The 21,488-nt window shown below is 66.0% G+C and carries 24 protein-coding genes; 13 read left to right on the forward strand and 11 right to left on the reverse strand.

Features of this window, described 5'->3' with window-relative positions; all coding sequences use genetic code 11:
* Positions 1 to 33 precede the first annotated feature (33 nt).
* From EPN51_RS18920 to EPN51_RS18930, 3 genes are read left to right on the forward strand one after another with little or no spacing between them, the layout of a single operon-like run.
* The gene (locus tag EPN51_RS18920) at positions 34 to 1,344 is read left to right on the forward strand and encodes an NADH-ubiquinone oxidoreductase-F iron-sulfur binding region domain-containing protein (protein ID WP_293045336.1); all 1,311 of its coding nucleotides are present in this window, start codon (positions 34 to 36) and stop codon (positions 1,342 to 1,344) included.
* Positions 1,341 to 1,637, forward strand: a complete 297-nt coding sequence (locus tag EPN51_RS18925; RefSeq protein ID WP_293045338.1) for a ferredoxin — start codon at positions 1,341 to 1,343, stop codon at positions 1,635 to 1,637. Before EPN51_RS18920 ends, EPN51_RS18925 begins: the two co-directional genes overlap by 4 nt.
* Before the next feature lie 27 nt (positions 1,638 to 1,664).
* Positions 1,665 to 2,840: an acyl-CoA dehydrogenase family protein gene (locus EPN51_RS18930; protein WP_293045340.1), complete on the forward strand. Its 1,176-nt coding sequence runs from the start codon at positions 1,665 to 1,667 to the stop codon at positions 2,838 to 2,840.
* Here the strand turns inward: EPN51_RS18930 and EPN51_RS18935 are convergent, their stop codons facing one another.
* The 3 genes from EPN51_RS18935 to EPN51_RS18945 are packed head-to-tail and all read right to left on the reverse strand — an operon-like array spanning position 2,841 to position 5,499.
* The gene (locus EPN51_RS18935; protein ID WP_293045342.1) at positions 2,841 to 3,797 is read right to left on the reverse strand and encodes an LLM class F420-dependent oxidoreductase; all 957 of its coding nucleotides are present in this window, start codon (positions 3,795 to 3,797) and stop codon (positions 2,841 to 2,843) included.
* Positions 3,798 to 3,818: 21 nt separating this feature from the next.
* A complete protein-coding gene (locus EPN51_RS18940) occupies positions 3,819 to 4,562 on the reverse strand; it encodes a hypothetical protein (protein WP_293045344.1) in 744 nt (247 codons plus the stop codon).
* Between the two features lie 13 nt (positions 4,563 to 4,575).
* On the reverse strand, positions 4,576 to 5,499 hold the full coding sequence (locus EPN51_RS18945) for an NAD(P)-dependent oxidoreductase (protein ID WP_293045346.1): 924 nt from the start codon (positions 5,497 to 5,499) through the stop codon (positions 4,576 to 4,578).
* 185 nt (positions 5,500 to 5,684) lie between these two features.
* Between EPN51_RS18945 and EPN51_RS18950 the strand changes: the two genes are divergently transcribed.
* The 7 genes from EPN51_RS18950 to EPN51_RS18980 all read left to right on the forward strand — a co-directional run bounded on the left by EPN51_RS18950 (position 5,685) and on the right by EPN51_RS18980 (position 11,928).
* A complete protein-coding gene (locus EPN51_RS18950; RefSeq protein WP_293045348.1) occupies positions 5,685 to 6,005 on the forward strand; it encodes a hypothetical protein in 321 nt (106 codons plus the stop codon).
* Between the two features lie 155 nt (positions 6,006 to 6,160).
* Entirely contained in the window at positions 6,161 to 7,813 is a 1,653-nt protein-coding gene (locus tag EPN51_RS18955; RefSeq protein WP_293045351.1) for an OB-fold domain-containing protein, read from the forward strand.
* Positions 7,813 to 8,787 carry an alpha/beta hydrolase gene (locus EPN51_RS18960; protein WP_293045353.1) on the forward strand — a complete coding sequence of 325 codons (975 nt, stop codon included), beginning with the start codon at positions 7,813 to 7,815 and terminating at the stop codon, positions 8,785 to 8,787. The genes EPN51_RS18955 and EPN51_RS18960 overlap by 1 nt, the downstream gene beginning before the upstream one ends.
* Complete coding sequence (locus EPN51_RS18965; protein WP_293045356.1) at positions 8,787 to 9,602, forward strand: NAD(P)-dependent oxidoreductase; 816 nt, start codon at positions 8,787 to 8,789, stop codon at positions 9,600 to 9,602. The genes EPN51_RS18960 and EPN51_RS18965 overlap by 1 nt, the downstream gene beginning before the upstream one ends.
* 7 nt (positions 9,603 to 9,609) lie before the next feature.
* Positions 9,610 to 10,422: an NAD(P)-dependent oxidoreductase gene (locus EPN51_RS18970; RefSeq protein ID WP_293045358.1), complete on the forward strand. Its 813-nt coding sequence runs from the start codon at positions 9,610 to 9,612 to the stop codon at positions 10,420 to 10,422.
* A gap of 112 nt (positions 10,423 to 10,534) precedes the next feature.
* Entirely contained in the window at positions 10,535 to 11,740 is a 1,206-nt protein-coding gene (locus EPN51_RS18975) for a cytochrome P450 (protein WP_293045360.1), read from the forward strand.
* Positions 11,737 to 11,928 carry a ferredoxin gene (locus tag EPN51_RS18980; RefSeq protein WP_293045362.1) on the forward strand — a complete coding sequence of 64 codons (192 nt, stop codon included), beginning with the start codon at positions 11,737 to 11,739 and terminating at the stop codon, positions 11,926 to 11,928. Before EPN51_RS18975 ends, EPN51_RS18980 begins: the two co-directional genes overlap by 4 nt.
* 24 nt (positions 11,929 to 11,952) lie before the next feature.
* Here the strand turns inward: EPN51_RS18980 and EPN51_RS18985 are convergent, their stop codons facing one another.
* The 8 genes from EPN51_RS18985 to EPN51_RS19020 all read right to left on the reverse strand — a co-directional run bounded on the left by EPN51_RS18985 (position 11,953) and on the right by EPN51_RS19020 (position 18,940).
* Positions 11,953 to 12,237, reverse strand: a complete 285-nt coding sequence (locus EPN51_RS18985; protein WP_293045364.1) for a DUF1330 domain-containing protein — start codon at positions 12,235 to 12,237, stop codon at positions 11,953 to 11,955.
* A gap of 32 nt (positions 12,238 to 12,269) precedes the next feature.
* Positions 12,270 to 12,458, reverse strand: a complete 189-nt coding sequence (locus tag EPN51_RS18990; protein ID WP_293045367.1) for a ferredoxin — start codon at positions 12,456 to 12,458, stop codon at positions 12,270 to 12,272.
* Positions 12,455 to 13,729 carry a cytochrome P450 gene (locus EPN51_RS18995; RefSeq protein ID WP_293045369.1) on the reverse strand — a complete coding sequence of 425 codons (1,275 nt, stop codon included), beginning with the start codon at positions 13,727 to 13,729 and terminating at the stop codon, positions 12,455 to 12,457. Before EPN51_RS18995 ends, EPN51_RS18990 begins: the two co-directional genes overlap by 4 nt.
* A gap of 167 nt (positions 13,730 to 13,896) precedes the next feature.
* A complete protein-coding gene (locus EPN51_RS19000; protein WP_293045372.1) occupies positions 13,897 to 14,415 on the reverse strand; it encodes a hypothetical protein in 519 nt (172 codons plus the stop codon).
* Entirely contained in the window at positions 14,412 to 15,026 is a 615-nt protein-coding gene (locus tag EPN51_RS19005; protein ID WP_293045373.1) for a TetR/AcrR family transcriptional regulator, read from the reverse strand. Before EPN51_RS19005 ends, EPN51_RS19000 begins: the two co-directional genes overlap by 4 nt.
* 114 nt (positions 15,027 to 15,140) lie before the next feature.
* The gene (locus EPN51_RS19010) at positions 15,141 to 16,295 is read right to left on the reverse strand and encodes a thiolase family protein (protein ID WP_293045376.1); all 1,155 of its coding nucleotides are present in this window, start codon (positions 16,293 to 16,295) and stop codon (positions 15,141 to 15,143) included.
* A 106-nt stretch (positions 16,296 to 16,401) separates the two neighbouring features.
* Positions 16,402 to 17,568: an acyl-CoA dehydrogenase family protein gene (locus tag EPN51_RS19015; protein ID WP_293045748.1), complete on the reverse strand. Its 1,167-nt coding sequence runs from the start codon at positions 17,566 to 17,568 to the stop codon at positions 16,402 to 16,404.
* A gap of 73 nt (positions 17,569 to 17,641) precedes the next feature.
* On the reverse strand, positions 17,642 to 18,940 hold the full coding sequence (locus EPN51_RS19020) for an amidohydrolase family protein (RefSeq protein WP_293045378.1): 1,299 nt from the start codon (positions 18,938 to 18,940) through the stop codon (positions 17,642 to 17,644).
* A 399-nt stretch (positions 18,941 to 19,339) separates the two neighbouring features.
* On the opposite strand from EPN51_RS19020, the gene EPN51_RS19025 reads away from it, so the two are divergent.
* Genes EPN51_RS19025 through EPN51_RS19035 form a run of 3 tightly spaced genes read left to right on the forward strand, consistent with a single transcriptional unit; the run spans position 19,340 to position 21,485 of the window.
* Positions 19,340 to 19,876: a carboxymuconolactone decarboxylase family protein gene (locus EPN51_RS19025; protein WP_293045380.1), complete on the forward strand. Its 537-nt coding sequence runs from the start codon at positions 19,340 to 19,342 to the stop codon at positions 19,874 to 19,876.
* A 24-nt stretch (positions 19,877 to 19,900) separates the two neighbouring features.
* A complete protein-coding gene (locus EPN51_RS19030) occupies positions 19,901 to 21,178 on the forward strand; it encodes an aromatic ring-hydroxylating dioxygenase subunit alpha (RefSeq protein WP_293045382.1) in 1,278 nt (425 codons plus the stop codon).
* A complete protein-coding gene (locus EPN51_RS19035; RefSeq protein ID WP_293045384.1) occupies positions 21,153 to 21,485 on the forward strand; it encodes a hypothetical protein in 333 nt (110 codons plus the stop codon). The genes EPN51_RS19030 and EPN51_RS19035 overlap by 26 nt, the downstream gene beginning before the upstream one ends.
* Positions 21,486 to 21,488: the final 3 nt, after the last annotated feature.

Consider the following 21,488-nt stretch of genomic DNA (forward strand, 5'->3'; position numbering starts at 1 on the left):
TGCAAGACTAACTAAGACGATGGCAGGCCAGCTTTGAACACCACCCGGTCCGCAACCATCACCGCCATCCCCGCCGGGGGCACACCGCGGCTGCTGTCCGAGCGGTCCGGTCAAACACGCGAAGACCTCGCGTCGTATCGACAGCTCGGTGGCTATCACCCACTCACCGATGCCGATGCGTTGCTGAGCGAAGTCGAATCCGGCGGGTTGGTCGGCCGCGGCGGAGCGGCCTTTCCGCTCGCGGTGAAGCTGCGCACGGTGCGCGATAACGGACGCCTGATGGCGGACATCGGTCGCCCCGTCGTCGTCGCGAATGGCGAAGAGGGGGAGCCGGCGTCGATCAAGGACCGCTGGCTGCTGCGCAACCGCCCCCACCTGGTCCTGGACGGACTGCGATTGGCCGCGACGATCGTTGCCGCCGACCGTGCCTACATCTATGTGTCGGACCCGGAATCGGCGCACAGCGTCGAAACCGCGCTTGGCGAGCTGGATCCCGACACACTCGGCGTGACGACCGCCATGTTGACGGTGCCGGCCGGCTACGTGGCCGGCGAGGAGACCGCCGCCGTCCGCGCGATCAACGGCGGCCCGGCCAAGCCAACGGACAAGCCGCCGCGCCCATTCGAGGCGGGTGTCGATGAGCGACCCACCTTGGTGAGCAATGTCGAGACCTTGGCCAACCTGCCCTACCTGCAGCGCCACGGCTCGGCGGCGTTTCGCGCGCAGGGCACATCGCTGTCGCCGGGCACCTTCCTTGCCACCATCACCGGCGCGGGGCGGCCACCGGTACTCTACGAGCTTCCCCACGGCTTGCCGTTCACCGAATTGCTTGCCCTGCACGGTGTTCCGGCCGACCAGGTGCGGGGCGCGCTGATGGGCGGCTATTTCGCCGGCCTGCTCAACCGCGCTGTGCTGGAGACAACCCTGGACCACGAGACGATGCGACGTGTCGGCAGCGGCCTGGGCTGCGGCGCGATTTCGGTCATCACCGAGGACTGCCCCGTGGCGGTGGCGGCCTCGGTGCTCGCCTACTTTGACCGCGAAAACGCCGGCCAGTGCGGATCGTGCTTCAACGGGACGGCGGCGATGGCTGCGGTCGGCGGCGCCCTGCGTGACGGCACGGCGACGACAGACGATGTCGAGCGGTTGCGCCGCTGGTCGGTGGTGCTGCGCGGACGTGGGGCCTGCGCGACCCTCGATGCCGCCACCAATGTGGCCGCCAGCCTGCTCGATCAGTTCCCGGACGAAGTCGGTGTGCACCTCAACGGCGCTTGCCCGGATTGCACCCGCGGCGCATTCCGCGCCGACCGTCCCTACGAGGCGGAGGCGGTGAGTCACACATGAAAATCCGGCTGGACCGCACCGTTTGCGACGGCTTCGGTATTTGCGCCAAACACGCGCCGGGTTACTTCTCGCTGGATGACTGGGGGTACGCGTCCCTCATCGGGGACGGCACGGTGGCGGAGGCGGACCGCGATGCGGTCATGCGGGCGCTCCTGGACTGCCCGGTGCACGCCATCACCGAAATCGGTGATCGCACCTCCCGCGCCGCTGCGCCGCCACTCACCGACGCCGAGGATCCGGCCGAGAACCTCAAAACCGAAGAGAACGAGGCCGAGTGGGGCTTCACGCGGTGAACCCCTGCGAGTCCGACACTTAAGTCCATGCAACTCACCTTCGACGCCGAGGTCGAATCCTTCCGCGCGGAGTTCGTCGCCTTTCTCGCCGAACATCTGCCGACGGGGGCACAGGCCGTGGAACGGCCTTCGTCGACGTCGCACGTGCCCGAATGGTCGCGCCGCTGGCAGCGGGTCCAATTCGACCACGGTTGGCTGTTGCCGGGAAGCCCACCGGAATTCGGCGGCCGCAACGCCAATATCCTGCAGCAATTCGTGCACCGCGAAGAGCTCTCGCGGCGCCGGATCTATCACTGCTTCAATCCCCAAGGCGTCGGCATCATCGCGGCGTCGCTGCTGTCCTTCGGGACCGAGGAGCAGAAGCGGCGCTGGGCCGTCCCGATTCTGCGGGCGGATAAGACCGCGTCGTTGGGCATGAGTGAACCCGGAGCCGGCTCCGATTTGGCCGGGCTGCGGACGAAGGCCGAGTTGGTGGGTGATCAGTTCGTGGTCAACGGGCAGAAGGTATGGACCTCGGGCGCCCATGACGCCGACGTCATCCTGACCTTCGTTCGCACCGACCCAGATGCCCCCAGGCACAAGGGGATCAGCGCGCTGCTAATCCCGACCGATACCCCGGGGGTGGTGCGTCGCCCCTTCGCATCCGTCTACGACCGCGACGAGCTGGACTTCAACGAGGTGTTCTTCAACGATGTCCGGGTACCCGCGGACAACCTGGTCGGTCCGCTCAACGGTGGGTGGCGGGTCGCCAACGGTTCGCTGGGCCACGAACGCACCCTGATGTGGATGGCCTTCGCGAACCGGCTCGAGCAGCTGCTCGAGGACTACCGGCCGGCCGACGCGGTGAACGCGGACCACTACGCCACCATCGTGATGGACTACTGCGCGCTGCGGCTGCTCGGCTCGGCCGCGCTGGGGCGGGCGGCCCGCGGCGACGTCGACGTCGCCGCTTTGTCCGTCCTGAAGGTCTTCGGTTCGGAAGCCGAACAGAGCGCGCTGCGGCACGCGCTGGACGCGGCCGGGGTCGACGGGCTGCGCGACAAGGCGCTGACGGCCCCGTACAACCCTTACGCCCCCGACCTTTTCACCGCCGGCTGGTTCGCCCGCTACATCAGCAGCTACGCGGGCACGATCGCGGGCGGCACGTCGGAGATCCAGCGCAACATCATCGCCCAGCGGGTCCTCGGCCTGCCGTCGCGCTGATCACAAGGCGGAGCACACGGACGCCAGGAACTCCTGGGTCCGGCGTCGCAATTTCGCCCGTTCGCCAACGTCCTTTCCCAATGGCACAATTCGCGCCGCCAAATCGGTAACGCCCGCATCACGGTAGCGGCGCAGCCGCGCCAGGACGGCCGACTCATCGCCGGCCGCCATCGTGTCGCCGACGTCCTCGGCGTCGCCGTGCTCCAGCAGGCGCACATAGTTCGGCGAGAAGTCCGCATGCCCGAGCACCTCGCTGGCGTAGGCGCGGGCATCGCCTATCTCGTTGTCGGAGCACAGCGCGACGGGAACGCCGGCGACGATCCGTGGCGCGGGCCGCCCGGCCGCGGTAGCCGCCGCGGTGATGCGCGGTACGACGTGGTCACCGATCGCCCTCTCGTCCGCCATCCAGAGAACAGTGCCGCCGGCCCGCTCGCCCGCGAGTCGCAGCATCGCCGGCCCCAACGCCGACAACAAGATGGGAACGTCGAATGCATCCGTGACATCCACCGGCGAATGGACGCAATAGCTTTCGTTGTCGATATCGACGCTGCCCGGCCCGGCGAACGACGCCGCCAGCACCTCGAGGTAGTCGCTCATCAAGCGCGCCGGGCGGTCGTAGGGCAATCCCAGTTGAGAGTTGACGATCCAATGATGCGATGGCCCGACGCCGAGCGTGAACCGGCCGCCGCACGCGATCTGCGTGGTCAAGGCTTGTTGGGCCATGGCCATCGGATGGCGCGTCTGAATCGGAACGACCGCCGTCCCGATTTCGATGCGATCGGTTGCCCGCCCGATCAGCGTCACGGCGGTCATCGCGTCGAGGTAGCCGGGAACCTGGGGCATCCAGAACGCGGTGAAACCATCCCTTTCGGCCGCGGCACCGTCGTCGATCAGCCCGGCCAGCCGGTCAGCACGCGAGCGCTCCTTGTCGGAGCCAACCATCAAGCCGATGCGCATGCGGCCCCTCGTCTCCACTTGCTAAGGGACATACCGATCCCATTCGTACGGCACCACCGTGAAAAACGGTGCGGCAAACAAGGGTTCGACGCCGGTCTCGGCCCAGCGGGCGGCCAGCACCGGCCGCAGCCGTTGCGCGGTGGCGACCGGGTCGTCATCCAGGAAGCAATACGTGATCGACTGGTTCCCTTGGGCACTGGCCAGTTTGGCGTCGACCCGGCGCGATAGCGCGGACCAGACACCGGTAACACCGTCGACTTCGAGCAGCGGGTTCACCGCTGCGGATCCCCGTTCGACCAACAGGAACACTCCCCGCGCGGGCAACCAGGGCAGGACGTCGGATCCGGCCTTGATCGCCGGCGCCGCCGCTTTGCTCTGGACGTCGTACACGCCGCGCTCCACCGGCGGCAGCAACGGAAGCTTGCGACCGGCGTTGCCGAGCGCGGTGGACAATTCGTTGAAATCGTGAAGTCCGGCCGTGTCGGCGAAGAAGTAGGTCATCACGTGGTCGACCGCGTCCAACGGCCCGTCGCCGAGCGCACGCGCGGAGCGGCAGGCCGGCGTGGACACCAGTCGCAACGAGGCACGCACCGCGGCCAGGCGGTGTTGCTCCGGCCGGTGGTCGAGGGTGTGCCAGCGCAGGTACTCGGCGTCCTTCCCGTCGGGGTGGCGAGTCGCCATGGACACGAACAGGGTGGTGATCCCGCCGTTGCCGGTGGCAAGGACCTCGGGGACCTCGTCCGATGGTGTGCCGGGTAGATGCATCGCGCGTACGTCCTCAGGCTCGCGTCGAATCGGGTTGGGGCAGCGTTATTTCGGGGTGGCGGGCCGCAATCATGCGCCGGAAGCCCTCGCGCCAGGGCACCTTGGTGCGGCCGAGCACCTCGTGCATGTGCGTGACGTCCGGCCACAACGGCGTGTGCGCGTCGGGCGTGTATTCGAAGATCGGCTCGACGCCGGTCAACTCACCCATGAAGGTGCAGTAATCCTCGACACTGACCGTTTCGCTGCCGGCCCAATTCACCACGACCGGCGGCGTCGCGGCCACTTCCATGGCGCGGATCCCGAGTTCCACGTAGTCGTCTTCGTAGATCGGGTTGTAGTTGTTCGGCCCGTCGGGATGCAGCCGAATCGGCTTGCCCACCAGCATCGCATCGAGACGATCAGCGGGCGCGCCTCCCTGGGGCCCATACGTCGAACAGATCCGGATGATGGTCAGCGGAATGTGAAAATGCCGGGCGATCCAGGTGCACACCGCCTCCGCGGCGACCTTGGAGAAGCTGTAGTTGGCGCGCAGCGGCACCCCGGGCGGATCGGCCTCGGTCAACGGCCGCTGCCCCTGGTGGGCGTAGATCGATCCGGTGGAGCAGAGCACGAAACCCTTGGCGGCGCGGCAGTGGTGCAGCAATTCGCCCGACATCTGCGCGTTTGTTTCGACACAGCGGCTCCAGTCGTCCGCGCCCGGGTCCACCGCCGCGTGAAAGACGTAGGTGAAATCGTCGGGGAGGCCGGAGAAGTCGCCGGCGGCGACGTCCAGTGCGACGGGTTTGATGCCGGCGGCGACGAGTTTTTCCCGGGCCGCGGGATCTGTCAGGCGCGCGGCGCCCCACACCTCGTTTCCCGTTGCGGCCAGGGCGCGCGCCATGGGAAAGGCGATCTTGCCCGTCGCCCCGGTGATCAGGACCTTCTCCGCCTCGAGCAACAAGCCCTCCCAATGTGAAGTACTTGATATCCCGGTTGGCAGCATAGCGCCCGGCCGGAAGCAGATGTCACCGGAGGCCGGTTCGGTGCTGTGTCGCCGCCAGAGGTTTTTCCCGTGGTCATGGCGGTATGAACGGAATAGGCTGAAGCCACCCAAGCCAGGATGGCCCCAATGGGAGGCCCACCATGAGGCGCCTTGTTCGTCGTCTGATCACCGTCATTGCGGTGACCTTCGTGGCGCTGTCGGTCGCGGTGATCGCCACCCCGGGAGTCAGTTCGGCGGAGTGCGATCCCAACATGTCGTGGAATGAGACGACCTTTTCGTGCGAACCGCCTCCCGCGCCGCCGGCGTGGTACACGCCCCCGCCGCCATACGCGCCGTCATTTGCATCGCAGGATGTGCCGCCGCCTCCGCCACGGCCGTCGTGGGCACCGCAGGATCCGATGTGGCGCGCCGGCGTCAACCAGTGGGGCGTGTATGTGGGCTATGTCTGGGTCCCGCTGTGACGGGACGGGCGGGCGTCCCACCCCGCCTGCCGTGCGGGACGAGCACTGCCGAATCCGTCTGGATTGCGCCTGCTGGGGAGTGATAACGTAATTCTCCGATTCGTATAACGGGCCTACCAAATTGCAACCAGGGCCGTCCTACTGCCGGAGGTGACGTGTCAGCATCCGGACGCCCACTGCCCCTGATCACCGAGGACAACGAGTTCTTCTGGACTTCGGGCGCCGACGGGAAGCTGCGCTTACAGGAATGCAAAAGCTGCGAATCGCTGATCCATCCGCCCGCGCCGGTCTGCCGCTACTGCCGGTCCCGCGATATCGGTGTGCGGGCCGTCTCGGGCAGGGCGACCCTCGCCGGATTCACCATCAACCATCGATTCAGCCTGCCCGGGTTGCCGGCGCCGTATGTGGTCGCCCAGGTCGCGATCGATGAAGACCCCCGGGTTCGGCTGACCACCAACATCGTGGAATGCGATCCCGATCAGCTCGAACTCGGCCAACAGGTCGAGGTCGTCTTCGAGCAGGCCGAAGACGTGTGGTTTCCGCTGTTTCGGCCCCTCCCCGACGCCGAGCCCGGTCAATTGCCGGTCGACGACATCGCGCCCGAGCGGTTCGGTGAATACGTCCGGCCGATGCTGACCACGGAGAAGTTCGAGGACAAGGTCGCGCTCACCGGGATCGGCATGTCGCCGATCGGGCGCCGCCTGATGCAGCTGCCGCTGGCGCTGACGGTGCAGGCATGCGAGGCAGCCGTCGCCGACGCCGGGCTGACGTTCGCCGACATCGACGGCCTGTCCACCTACCCCGGCGCGATCAATGTCGGCGGCTTCGGGGAGGGTGGGGTGACCGCTCTCGAGGCCGCGCTGGGCATCCGGCCGACGTGGCACAACGGCGCCATGGAGACGTTCGGCCCGGGCGGTTCGGTGATCGCCGCGATGCTCGCGGTCGCCTGCGGGTTGGCGCGTCACGTGCTGTGCTTCCGGACGCTGTGGGAGGCCACCCACGGCGAGCTGATGAAGCAGGGCAAGATCGCCCCGTCGATGGGCCGAATGTCGGGGTGGCAGATGCCTTTTGGCGCCACGTCGGCGGCGCACACGCTGGCGATGAACGCGCAGCGGCACTTTCACCGGTACGGCACCACCAAGGAGACGCTGGGCTGGATCGCGTTGAACCAACGAGCCAACGCCGAGCTCAACCCCACCGCGGTCTACCGGTCTCCGATGACGATGGCGGACTACCTCGGTGCGCGGCCGATCACCACGCCCTTCGGCCTCTATGACTGCGACGTGCCGTGTGACGGGGCGATCGCCGTCATCGTCTCCGCCGCCGACGCCGCCCGCGATCTGGCGAAGCCGCCGGTGCTGGTGGAGGCGGTGGGAACGCAGATTATCGAGCGAATCGACTGGGACCAAAGCACTCTCACCCACGAGCCGCAGGTGCTCGGGCAAGCGGCGCATGTGTGGACGCGTACCTCGCTACGACCCGCGGACGTCGATGTCGCCGAGCTGTACGACGGGTTCACCATGAATTGCCTGTCGTGGATCGAGGCGCTCGGATTCTGCGGTATCGGTGAGGCCAAGGAATTCCTGGACGGCGGCAAGAACATTGCCCGCGACGGGCAGCTGCCGCTCAACACACACGGCGGCCAGCTCTCGCACGGACGCACCCACGGCATGGGTCTGCTGCATGAAGCCGTCACGCAGCTGCGCGGCGAGGCCGGCGACCGGCAAGTCGCCGACGCCCGCGTCGGTGTCGTCAGCAGCGGCGGCCTCACTCCCAGCGGCGTGATCCTGCTGCGGGCCGACGCATAATGAGCACCGCACAGCCGCGACCGAGGCTCGTCATCGTGGACGGCGTGCCGATGTCGGCGGTTGTCGCCGAACCCGAGAACCCCGACGATCCCAAAGCCGTCATCGTGGCCATCCACGGCGGAGGCACCACCGCCGTCTATTTCGATTGCCCGGGCCACCCGTCGTCCTCACTGTTACGCACCGGCGCCGCAGCGGGATTCACCGTCATCGCGCTCGACCGGCCGGGCTATGGCAGTTCGGCTCCCTATCCGGAGGCGATGGCCGAGCCCGAGCAGCGAGTCAATCTCGCGTACGGGGCGGTGGATCGCATCCTCGGGCAGAAGCCACGCGGTGCCGGGCTGTTTCTGATGGGCCATTCGGGCGGCTGTGAACTCGTCATGCGGATGGCGGCCGACGAGCGCGGCGCGGATCTGCTGGGCATCGAATTGGCGGGGACCGGCCGGCACTATCACCCGGCGGCCCGCGACATCCTGAAGGCGGCGACGCGCGAGCATCGTCCCACCGGATTGCGTGAGCTGTTGTGGCAACCGGAAAGCCTGTATCCGCCCGAGGTTCTCAACGGCGCGACGGTCTCCCCGACCGCCCCGTCCTACGAGGACCAGATGGTGTCGAACTGGGCGCGTCAAGATTTCCCGGCGCTTGCCCCTGCCGTGCGGGTGCCGGTGCAGTTCAGCATCGCCGAACACGAAAAGGTCTGGCAGAACGACACTTCGGCGATGGGTGAGATCGCGGCGCTGTTCTCCGGAACCCCGCGGTTCACCGTTCATCGACAGCCCGACGCGGGACATAACATCAGCCTCGGTCACACGGCGCCCGCCTACCACGCCAAGGTTCTGTCGTTCGCGGACGATTGTGTGGGCGCCCGCTCGCAGTCGCCCGACTCGTCGAACGTGACGGCACAGTCACTTTCGGACCCGAACGTGACCGTGGTGTCACGCTCGCCGGCTGACGACACCGATTTGGAGGCCGGTTGATGCGCGTCGGATTCATCGGGTTGGGCAGTCAGGGCGGGCCCATGGCCCGGCGGATCGTCGAGGGTGGCTACCCCACCACGCTGTGGGCCCGCAGGCCCGCGGCCCTCGAGGCGTTCGCCGACACCCCGGCGAAGATCGCCGGTTCGCCGGCCGAACTCGCCGCGGCCAGTGACCTGGTCTGCCTCTGCGTCGTCGGCGACGCCGACATCGACGAACTCACCGGCGGCGAAAACGGACTGCTGTCGGCGATGAAGCCCGGCGGCGTCATCGCGGTGCACAGCACGGTGCACCCCGACACGTGCCGAGAACTCGCGAAGCGGGCTGGGGCCGTCGGTGTTTCGATCGTCGATGCGCCGGTGAGCGGGGGCGGCGGCGCGGCGGCGGAAGGCCGCCTGCTGGTGATGGTCGGCGGCGACACCGACGCCGTCGAACGCTGCCGCCCTGTCTTCGAAACGTATGCCGATCCGGTGGTTCATCTCGGCGAGCTCGGCACCGGGCAGACCACCAAGCTGCTCAACAACTTGCTGTTCACCGCCAACCTCGCCACGGCGGCCACTGCCCTGTCACTGGCGGATGCGCTCGGCATCACCCCGGAGCGTCTCACCGAGGTCGTGTCACGCAGCAGTGGAAATAGCTTTGCGCTCAATGCCCTTGGCGGTATCGGCGGGCTGGATCGGCTTGCCGGTGTCGCCGGGGGGCTGCTGCAGAAGGACGTCCGGCTGGTAGTCGACCTCGCCGACCAGGCCGGGGCCGACGGCGGCGCCGTGCTCGAGGCGGCCGACGCGGCACTGGCCCTCATGGGCAATCCTCGATGAGGCTCAGGTGAGGGTCGGGTTCGTCGGCGCGGGGCGGATGGGCCGCCCCATGGTGAGTCGTCTGGTCGCGGACGGTCACGACGTCCAAGTCTTGGGCCGCACCGCCGAAAAGGCCCGCGAACTCAAGAAACTGGGCGCGCGGGTCGTCGACGAAGCGGCGGACGCCAGCACGCACGCCGACGCGGTGGTGCTCTGTGTGTTCACCGACGAGCAGGTGCGCCAGGTATGCCTGGACGACGGTTTGCTGACGAGCATGTCGTCGGGTTCGGTGCTGGTGGTGCACACCACCGCGAGTCCGAACACCATCGAGGCCATCGCCGCGCGCGCCCGCCACGTCGACGTCGTCGACGCCGCGGTCAGCGGGGGCCCGCACGACATCGCGGCCGGCCGGCTCACGCTGTTCGTGGGCGGTGCCGAGGCGGCGGTTGACCGGGTGCGGCCGCTGCTGGGCTGCTACGCCGATCCGGTCCTGTACGTCGGGCCCACCGGTGCCGGCCAGAAGGTGAAGCTGGTCAACAATGCCCTCTTCGCGGGACAGATCGGACTGCTCGCGGAGGCAATCCGGCTGGGCGAGCGGCTCGGCGTGCCCGAATCGACGTTGCTGAGCGCACTCGGACACGGCAGCGCGGCCAGCCGCGTGCTGAACCTCGTCGCGGCAGGCGGGTCCGTCGCGTCGTTCATCGAGGTCGCCGGCGACTTCGTCGGCAAAGACGTGGCCGTCGTCCGCGATATCGCCGCGGAACTGGGCAGCGGCCTGGGCGCGCTGGGCGACGTCATCAAGACCTTCGAGTCTGAGCCGGCTGTCGCGAAGTTGGTTTGAAATGCCAGCGTTTTGGTCTTTCCGGTTCGTCACGAAGGTATTACCGTTAGCGTTACAGTCAGGGACTCCGCTGTAAAGGTTTCAGCCCAACCTCGCCGCTGAGGAGGATTCAGTGACAAAACCGAAAGTCGTCTTCGATCCGTACTCCGAGGACTACTTCAACAACCCGTTCGACATCTACCGGCAGATGCGCGAGGAAGCACCGCTGTATTACGACGAAAAAGAGGATTTCTACGCGCTGACCCGCCATGACGACGTCTCGGCCGCGTTCAAGGACTTCGAGACGTATTCCTCGGCGCGCGGTTGCGACCTGGCCATGGTGCGCCGGGGCATTGCCCCCGAGCAGAAGTCGATCATCTTCATGGATCCGCCGGAGCACCGCCACATGCGCAGCCTGCTCAACAAGGCGTTCACACCCCGGGCGATTCAATCGCAGCGCGAGACCGTCATCGAGGTGATCGACAAGTACCTGGGCGCCGTCGACTCCGACAACTTCGACGTCGTACAGGACTTCTCCGGGCCGTTCCCGGTGGAAGTCATCACCCGGATGGCCGGGGTCCCGGAGGAATACCGCCAGCAGGTCCGCCACTGGATCGACACCAGCCTGCATCACGAACCCGGGCAGATCGAGGTCAGCGAAGCCGGCATGCAGGCCAACATCGACACGGCGATGTATTACTTCGGACTGGTCCAGGAGCGGCGCGCGGAGCCGCAGGACGACATGATCAGCAGGCTGATCGCGGCCGAAATCCCGGGCGAAGACGGTCAACTGCGCAAGCTCGACGACATCGAAATCTGCGGGTTCGCCACCCTTTTGGGCGGGGCGGGCGCCGAGACCGTCACCAAGCTGATGGGCAACGCGGCGGTGATCTTCGCCCGTCATCCCGACCAGTGGCAGAAGCTGCAGGACGATCGCGACAAGATCCCCGGGGCGGTGGAAGAGCTGCTGCGCTACGAGGGACCGGTGCAGTACAACGTCCGCTACACCCTCAAGGAGGCACACGTCACGGGTGGCGTGATTCCCGCAGGCAAACCGGTGTTCCTGTGCGGCGCCGCAGCGAACCGCGACCCGGAGGCCTTCACCGACGCCGACACCTTCGACATCGAGCGTGACCAGACCGAGGCACAACACCTCGGTCTCGGGTACGGGATTCACAGCTGCCTCGGTGCCGCACTGGCCCGCATGGAAAGCAGGATCGCGCTGGAGAGGTTGCTCGACTTCATGCCGCGCTACGAGGTGGACTGGGCCGGATGCACACGGGTGAACATGCAAAACGTCGCGGGCTGGAAGAACGTGCCCGTCAAGGTGCTGCGATGAGGGTCGAAGTCGACCTTGGGCTGTGCGAGGCAAACGGGATATGCATGGGAATCAACGCGGAGGTCTTCGATCTCGGCGAAGATGACGTGCTGAGGATTCTCAAGCCGGAAATCACGCCGGAGACCGAGAAGGATGTACGCGAAGCCGTTCGCCAATGCCCCCGTCAGGCGCTGTCGATCAAGGAATAGCGATCAGCTGCTCGCCGAAGGTATTTAGAACCCAGCGATAATGACCGCATTGCAGTCGGCCGCCGCCTGGCGCAGTTTCGCCGCCTTTTGATAGCCCTCGGACTCATACCACGCCCGCGCAGCATCCACCGACTCGAATTCCAGCACGACGGTCTGGTCGCCGTGCCAGGCGCCTTCCATGACTTTGGGTGCCGTGTCCACCGCGAGAACGGTGGCGCCGCTCATCGCTGATCCGGCGGCCTGGGCATAGGCCTTCATGCCCTCCGGGTCTTTGATGGCTTCGGTGAGGATGACATATCCTTTAGCCACTGAAGAATCTCCCTACTCGCCTGAGTGTTTGGTTACTTCTCGCTGATCGCTTGCTCGGGACAGCATTTGATGGCCTCTTGCACAGCGGCCTCCAATTCCGTTGGGACATCGGTGTCTATCGCCACCGAATAACCATCCTCGGTCAGGCTGAACACCTCCGGGCACAGCATCGTACATACGCCGTGACCGCAGCACCGCTCGTCGTCGACCCAGACCTTCATGGCAGCGTGAACTCCAGGTGCAATTCGGTCAGGCCACGCAGGATGTACGTCGGAACGTATTGGTAGCGGCGGTCATTCGCCGGACCGTGCATGTTCTCGTCGATCCTGATGTCGGTCGTGCGGTCGAGCAGCCGCTCGATCGCGACCCGGGTTTCGGCTCGTGCCAGCGGCGCGCCCGGGCAGCTGTGGATGCCCCGCCCGAACGAGATGTGCTGGCGGGCGTTCTTGCGGCCCGGATCAAAGGTGCTGGGGTCCTCGAACCGGCGCGGATCACGGTTGGCCGCCGCCTGCACAATCATCACGGTGGTGCCCGCCGGCAGGTCGACACCGCCGACATTGACGGGCACCCGGTTCATCCGGAAGTCGCCCTTCACCGGACTCTCGTGCCGCAGCGACTCCTCGATGAAGTTGGGAATCAGGCTGCGGTCCTTGCGCAACTGCGCCTGGATGTCGGGGCGCTCCCCCAGGGTCTGCAGCGCGGCACCGAGCAGCCGCACGGTGGTCTCCTGGCCCGCCGAGAAGACGTTGCTGGCGACCCGCGCCACGTCTTCGGCCTCAGGCATGGAGCCGTCGGGGTAGGTGGCGGTGGCCAAACCGGTCAGTACGTCGTCGCGGGGCTCACGGCGACGGTCGGCCACGTAGTCGGAGAAAAGACCGTAGAGGAATTCCAGCGGGCTGTGGGCCAGCGATTCCTTGCCGGTGCCCCCGATGCCACCACCCGAGTGCTCGCGGATGCCTTTGACGAACTTGTCGCGATCTTCCATCGGCACGCCCAGCAGGTCGGCGATCACCAGCAGCGTGAACGGCCCGGCGAAGCCCTTGATCCATTCGCCGTGGCCGGGCGCCAGGAAGTCGTCGAGCGCCTGGTCGGCGAGCGCCCACATGGCGTCCTCGTTCTCCTTGAGGCGCTTCGGGGTGATCAGCCGCATCAGCAGGGAGCGGTGGTTGGTGTGCGTCGGCGGGTCGAGCGTGGGCAGCTGGTCACTGAACGGCAGCTCGTCGCGATACTGCTCGATCAACCCGGTGACATCGTCACCCTCGAGCGGCACCGGAAAGCCGGGGAACGGGCCGGTCACCGAGATGCAGGACGACCACGTCTCCGCGTCGTTGAGCACCGCGCATGCCTCGTCCCACCCGGTGATCATGGTGACGTCGTGGTGGCTTTCCCGCGTGACGGGGCACCGCTGGCGCAGCGCCTCGTAGTAGGGGTACGGGTCGGCGATGAGCTCGCTGCCGCGGAAGAAGTCCAACTCGGAGAATTCGTTCGCCATCTCCTGCTCCTTGAATCTCGGCTAGTGAGAACGTGCCTCTCGCAGATGAGTATTACATTTCCATAGGGCGTGGTCGTCGTCAACGCGGGGTCCCGCCCCGAACGCCGAAACGGGCGGCAAATCGACCGGACGGCATTCGCCGTGCGGCGCGCCTCCGGCCACGCCGGTCAGCTGGCGGGCACCAGATCGGCAGCGACCGACGGCCACGCCAAAAGCCCGCTCCGGAATGTCTCGACGTGGCCCACGGGGATGTGCGGGGCCCCACCGACATTCGAGGCGGCCGCCAGGGCCTGGGCCTTGAACGTCCGCGCGGCCATGCTCAGCTGGTGTTGCACCAGGCCGACGCTGTCATCGAGTTCGGAGGGCCAGTTCTCCCCCCAAAGCGTGACCTCGGTGACGCCGTGATCGAGGGCCTGCAGCACGCCCTGGCGCACCCGCGGATCGCAGCCGAACAGATCGGCCGCGGCCGCCAGCGCCTGCGGACGGGGGCGCGGTTGCGCCGACGTCAGGGCGTCCTCGAGGTCGAGCACTTGGGCGCCGACGATCTGCAGGGGCCGGTCATCGGGGTGGTCCGCGACAAGCACGGTGACGTCCCACCCCGCCATCGACCGGTCGAAGATCCAGCCGCCGGCGAATCTCACCACGTCGATGACGGTGGCGGCGACGACGTCGAGTCGGTATCTCATGTCGTCCCGGGTCTCTTCGGGGGCGCGAAGTCCCGCGCCAGTGTCTCGGCGTACTGCTTGAACACCGCGGGTAGCGGTATCGAAGGATCGAGCAACCATGTGGTTTCCATTCCGTGGACGAAGGCGAGGATTTCTACTGCCTTGACGGCGGGGTCTATGTCTTCGCGGTACCGGCCGTCGGCCTGACCGCGCCGGATCAGATCGGCGACGATGTCGGTCGCGGCGCGATGCCTGGCCAGCATGCGGTCGTGCAGCGGAGCCTCGGGAAGGATGCTCTCGACCAGCAGGACCGTGAACGTGCCCACCAGTTCGGGGGCCCGGTGAAATCGGTCGGCAACCTGGGTGATCTGGTCGATAAGGTCGCCGGTCCGGTCGGCATGGGTGTCGTCATCGAGGTCGCGGGCATCGAGCACGGCGTGCAGCAGCTGGTCCTTCGATTCGAAGTGATGCAGCAGCCCCGCGGGCGTGACCCCGGCTTCACCGGCGATCTGGGCGAGCGTCGTGCTGCGCCAGCCATTGCGGGTGAGGAGTCGTTGGGCGACTTCGAGGATCCGCTGCTTGCGGTCCTCACCCTTGGCGAGAAGCGTGTCGTAACGCCGTGCGACGGCCACCGGACTCCTTTGGTGCGATTGGCGGGCTGAACCAACCTAGTGAACACACAGTAGGTTAGTTTGACCGGTGTGACAAGGGTCACCCGGCGGTGGTTTTTTCCAGGGGCAGCGCTGCTAGCCGACGAGCTCGACCAGCGTCGCGTTGGCGGTGCCGCCGCCCTCGCACATGGTCTGCAACCCGTAACGAATCCCGTTGTCGCGCATGTGATGCACCATGCGGGTCATCAGCACGGCGCCCGAGGCGCCCAGCGGGTGTCCCAGCGCGATGGCGCCGCCCAGCGGATTCATCCGAGCGGGGTGCGCCCCGGTCTCCGCCAGCCACGCCAACGGCACCGGCGCGAAGGCCTCGTTGACCTCGAACACCCCCACGTCGGAAAGCGGGACGCCCGCCTTGTTCAGCACCTTCTCGGTGGCCGGGATGGGGCCGGTGAGCATGAGCACCGGATCGGCCCCGGTGACAGCGCCCGCCAGGTACCGCACGATCGGGGTCAGGCCCAGCTCGACCGCCATCTCGGCGGTGGTCACCAGTAACGCGGCGGCACCGTCGGAGATCTGCGAGGAATTACCGGCATGGATCACGCCGTCCTCGGCGAAGGCCGGCTTGAGCGCGGCCAGCTTTTCCACGCTGCTTCCGCGCCGCACGCCCTCGTCGGCGGCCACGACGCTGTTCTCGGCTCCGTCGACGAACACCGGCACGATCTGGTCGATGAATGCGCCGCCGTCCTGGGCCGCGGCGGCCCGCTCGTGGGACTCGACGCTGTATTCGTCGAGCCGGGTGCGGGAGAGGCCCCACTTCTTGGCGATCATCTCCGCCGACAGGCCCTGGTTGAAGGAGAAATCACCATAGCGCGCAAGCACTTTCGGGCCATACGGCATGCCGGAGGCGCGCGCCGAACCGAGTGGAACGCGACTCATGACCTCGACACCGCCGGCCACGACGACATCCTGCTGACCTGACATCACCGCCTGCACGGCGAAGTCCAGCGCCTGCTGACTGGAACCGCAGGCGCGGTTGACGGTGGTCCCGGGGATGCTTTCCGGCCAACCGGCGGCCAACACCGCGTAGCGGCCGATGTTGCTGGACTGGTCGCCCACCTGGGAGACACAGCCCCACACCACGTCGTCGACGATCTCGGGGCTGATACCGGTGCGTTCCACGAGCTCGTTGAGGACGACCGCGGACAGGTCGGCGGCATGCATGCCGGAAAGCGCGCCGTTGCGCTTCCCCACTGCGGTGCGCACGGCCTCGACGATGACTGTTTCACGCATATCTCTACTCCGATTCTTACGCCCAACTGTCCCATCATCACCGAGCGCGTACTGAAAGCGAAAAAATCGCCGTGAATTCGCCGTGACTACACGTTCGGCGTTGGGCCTAGTAGCTCCTCGGCAGCTTCAGGACGTTGGCTCCCAGGAAGTTCAGGATCATCTCCTGGCTGACCGGCGCGATCTTCATCAGCCGGGCCTCACGGAAGTAGCGCGTGATGTGGTACTCCTCCGCATAACCCATGCCGCCGTGGGTTTGCAACGCCCGATCCGCGGCGGTGAAGCCCGCGTCGGCACACAGGTACTTCGCGGTATTCGCTTCGCGCCCACAGGGTTTGCCGTTGTCGTACAGCCACGTGGCCTTGCGCAGCATCAGCTCGGCGGCGTCGAGGCGGGCCAGCGAGTCGGCGAGCGGGAACTGCAGGCCCTGGTTCATGCCGATGGGCCGGCCGAAGACCTCACGCTCGTTGCCGTACTTCACCGCCTTGTCCAGCGCCACCCGGCCGATGCCGAGCGCCTCGGCGGCGATCAGCATCCGTTCGGGGTTCAGGCCGTCGAGGATGTACTGGAATCCCCTGCCCTCCTCGCCAACTCGGTCCTCGACCGGCACCTCGAGGTTGTCGATGAACAGTTCGTTGGAGCTGACGGCGTTGCGGCCCATCTTGCGGATCGGGCGGATGTCGACCCGGCTACGGTCGAGATCGGTGAGGAACAGCGTCATCCCGTCGGTCTTCTTGGTGACCTCGTCATAGCTTTGCGTCCGGGTCAGCAACAGGATCTTGTCGGATTCCATCGCTTTGGAGATCCACACCTTGCGACCGTTGACGATGTAGCGATCGCCGTCGCGCTTGGCGAAGGTACTGATGCGTGAAGTATCAAGCCCGGCACCGGGTTCGGTCACCCCGAAGCAGACATGCACCTCGCCGGTCGCGACCGGGGGCAAGGTGCGGGCCTTGAGGTCATCGGAGCCATGCACCACAACGGGTTGCATGCCGAAGATGGACAAGTGAATTGCGCTGGCGGCGTTCATGGCGCCGCCGGATTTGGCGACCTCCTCGAGGAGAATCGTCGCTTCGGTGATTCCGAGGCCATGGCCACCGTATTCGGTGGGGATGGTCATACCCAACCAACCGCCATCGGCGATGGCGCGGTAGAACTCGGTCGGGAATTCGTGGGCCTGGTCTTTTTCCATCCAGTACTGGTCGTCGAAATTCCGCGCCAACTCCGCGACCGACCGACGGATCAGTTCCTGGTCGTCGGTCAGCTCAAAGTTCATTCCAGCGCCGGGCACTGCTCATTCTCCTTCGATCGAAATGCACCGGCGCACATGCATTCCGGCGTCGGATTTTTCAGTCCTTATTGCCGGTAAGCGCTTTGGCGTTGGCCGCGAAATCCGCGAAGGACGAGCCGCCACGGCTGTCCTTTTCGTGGCCCTGTGCCTTGATGGACACGTCGTGCCCCTCGGCCGCTTTGCGCAGCGCACCGACGGTCGCCTGTTCGCGCGAAATGTGCGTGAATGGGTCGAACGAGTACCAGCGCATGGCGTTCTCGTAGGTCATCTTGTTAATTTCGTCGTCGGGAACGTTGTTGATCGACAAGACATCCCAGAGCTCTTCGGGCGCACCCGGCCACATCGAGTCGCTGTGCGGATAGTCGGCTTCCCAGCAGATGTTGTCGATGCCGATCATGTTGCGCAGCGCCACGCCGACCTTGTCGCTGATGAAGCAGGTCAGGAAGTGGTCGCGGAACACCTCGCTGGGCAGCTTGCCCTTGAAGTCCTGGTGCGTCCAGGCGGAGTGCATCTCGAAGGTCCGGTCCGCGCGCTCCAGGAAGTAGGGAATCCAGCCGGTCCCGCCCTCGGACAGGGCGACCTTGAGGTCCGGGTACTGCTTGATCGGCTTGGACCACAACAGGTCCGCGGCGGCCTGCACGATGTTCATCGGTTGCAGCGTGATCATCACGTCCATCGGCGCATCCGGTGCGGTGATGGCCAGCCGGCCCGACGATCCGATGTGCACGTTCATCACGGTGTCGGTGTCGCACAACGCCTTCCACAGCGGGGTCCAATAGTCGTCGTGGAAACTGGGGTAGCCCATCGCGGCCGGGTTCTCGGTGAAGGTCAGCGCGTGCACACCCTTCTTGGACACCCGGTGCACCTCGGCGGCGCACGCCTCGGCATCCCAGATCACCGGTATCGCCATCGGGATGAACCGCGCCGGGTAGGCGCCGCACCATTCGTCGATGTGCCAGTCGTTGTAGGCCTGCACCAGCGCGATCGAGAAGTCGTTGTCGTCGGTGGCGAACAGGCGCCCCGCAAAGCCGGGGAACGACGGGAAGCAGATCGAGGCCAGGATTCCGCCGGCGTTCATGTCTTTGACGCGTTCGTCGACGTTGTAGCAGCCCGGCCGGATCTCGTCGAGCCCCGTCGGCTCGATGCCGTACTCCTCCTTCGGCCGTCCGGCCACCGCGTTGAGCGCCACGTTGGGGATGACGGTGTCGCGGAACTTCCACATGTCGGAACCGTCGGAGTTGTGCACCAGCCGGGGCGCGTCGTCCTGATATTTCTTCGACAGATGCTTCTTGAACATGTCGGGTGGCTCGACGGTGTGGTCGTCGACGCTGATCAGGATCATGTCTTCTTTGTTCATGGCCGCCCTTCCGTCGGTTCCACCGAATCGATCACAGCCTCGGCGAATCGCTGTCCCGTGCCAAGATCACTAAAATGAAAACTATCTTCTCGTCAAGCGAGAATCAACATCCAGCGGTTGCCGAGACGGGCTGCACCTCCCTGACCAGCGGTCGGACGCACGGGCGAATCGCCCTGCGTCCGGACGACGATGCGGCGAGGTAGATCCCGGCGGGGTAGATGGGCACGGTGCCGCTCCCGCGTCCTCGGTGAAATACCGCCCTCCCGAGGGCCGGGGGAGCCAGGCTGGGTGCGGTTTCGCGCCCGAGTCACGCGCCGGCATTGACCAGTCGCGCGTTTCGTGCCAGTCTGTTAGTTGCAAATGAGAATACGATTCTCTTTCACCGAGAGGACACTGCCGATGCGGTTGCAGCCGCTCCCCGCCGACCAGTGGGACGAGGCTACCCAGCAGGCGCTCTCGGCCATGCGTGAAGCGGACACCAACAACGCGCTTTCCACGCTGGCTCACCACCCGGCGCTGGCCAAGGCGTTTCTCCGATTCAATGTCCACCTGTTGATGTCGTCCACGCTGCCGGCCCGCATCCGCGAACTGGCCATCCTGCGGGTGGCGCATCGCCGCGAGTGCGCGTACGAGTGGTCGCACCACGTCCGCATGGCCAAGGACGAAGGGATCACCGACGACCAGATCGCGGCGGTCCGGCGATTCGGCGATGGCAGCGCCGACAACTTCGACGCCTTCGATCGAGCGGTGCTCACCGGGGTCGACGAACTCGACGGGAATTCGGAGTTGTCCGACCAGACCTGGGCGGTGCTGGGCGAGCGTCTCAACGACCAGCAACGCATGGATTTCGTCTTCACGGTCGGCTGCTACGCGCTGCTGGCCATGGCCTTCAACACTTTCGGCATACAGCTCGAGCACGCCGCCGACGGCGGCTAAGCCCAATCAAGAGAGGTAAGAACGTTGGCCCACTTCCCCAAGCCAGCCGCTGGTAGCTGGACAGAAAACTATCCCGAATTAGGCACCGGGCCAGTCGATTACAGCGATTCGACCGACCAGTCATTCTTCGAAGCCGAGCGCGAGGCGGTCTTCAGGCGCATGTGGCTCAACGTCGGCAGAGTCGACCGGCTGCCACGCACCGGCAGCTACTTCACCAGGGAACTGCCCTCGGCGGGTCCCGGCACGTCGGTGATCATCGTCAAGACCAAGGACGGGTCCGTCAAGGCCTACCACAACGTCTGCCGGCACCGCGGAAACAAGCTGGTGTGGAACGACTTTCCGAACGAGGAGACCTCCGGCACCTGCCGGCAGTTCACCTGCAAGTACCACGCCTGGCGCTACAGCCTCGACGGCGAGCTGACCTTCATCCAGCAGGAGGACGAGTTCTTCGACGTCGATAAGAGCGACTACGGCCTGGTGTCGGTGCGCTGCGAGGTGTGGGAAGGCTTCGTCTTCATCAACTTCGACGACCACGCGAAGCCGCTCGCCGACTACCTCGGGCCGCTGGCCAAGGGCGTCGAGGGCTACCCGTTCGACGCGATGACGGAGACCTATTCCTACCGGGCCGAGGTCGGCAGCAACTGGAAGCTGTTCATCGACGCGTTCATCGAGTTCTACCACGCGCCGATACTGCATCAGGGGCAATACACCAAGGAAGAAGCCGCCAAGATCCAAAAATTCGGCTATGAGGCGCTGCACTACGAGATGGCCAGCCCGCACAGCCTGCAGTCGACCTGGGGTGGCCAGTCGCCTCCGGAGGACATGTCGATGGTCAAGCCGATCGACCGGGTGCTGCGCAGCGGGCTGTTCGGCCCGTGGGACAAGCCGGAGATCATCGAAGGGCTCGAGCTGCCCCCGGGCGTCAACCCGAAGAGGGTGCCGCAGTGGGGAATCGACTCATTCCACTTCTACCCGAACTTCATGCTGCTGATCTGGGAGCCCGGCTGGTACCTCACGTATCACTACTGGCCGACCGCCGTCGACAAGCACATCTTCGAGTGCACGCTGTATTTCGTCCCGCCGCGCAACGCGCGGGAGCGGTTGGCCCAGGAGCTGGCCGCTGTCACGTTCAAGGAATACTCGCTGCAAGACGCCAACACGCTGGAGGCGACCCAGACCATGATCGGCACCCGGGCCGTCAAAGAGTTCCTGCTGTGCGATCAGGAGGTCCTGATCCGCCACTTGCACAAGGTGACCAAAGACTACGTAAAGGAGTATGCCAACAATGGCGCTTCCCACTGAATTCGTTGACCTGGAGCCCTATTTGGAGTGGGACCTCGCGACCGAACCCGAGCGATACGCCAAGCGGCTGGCCTCGACGATGCCCGAGTTGCAGGCGTTCTATGACGTGGCGTTTCCCCGTCTGAACGACGTGATCGCCTACTGTGACAAATACCCACTGGACGATCTGCCAGAGGACGCGAGGACTCTCATGCACATCATGCAGTCGTTGGTCATGGTGTCGTTTCCGATCGAAGCATGGAAGCAGCCCCGGGTTCCCGATAGCGGGGCAGCCTGGGTGGAACTGACCAGAGAACCGGTGATCTGACAG

It is taken from the genome of Mycobacterium sp., assembly GCF_004298145.1.
Taxonomy (GTDB): Bacteria; Actinomycetota; Actinomycetes; order Mycobacteriales; family Mycobacteriaceae; genus Mycobacterium.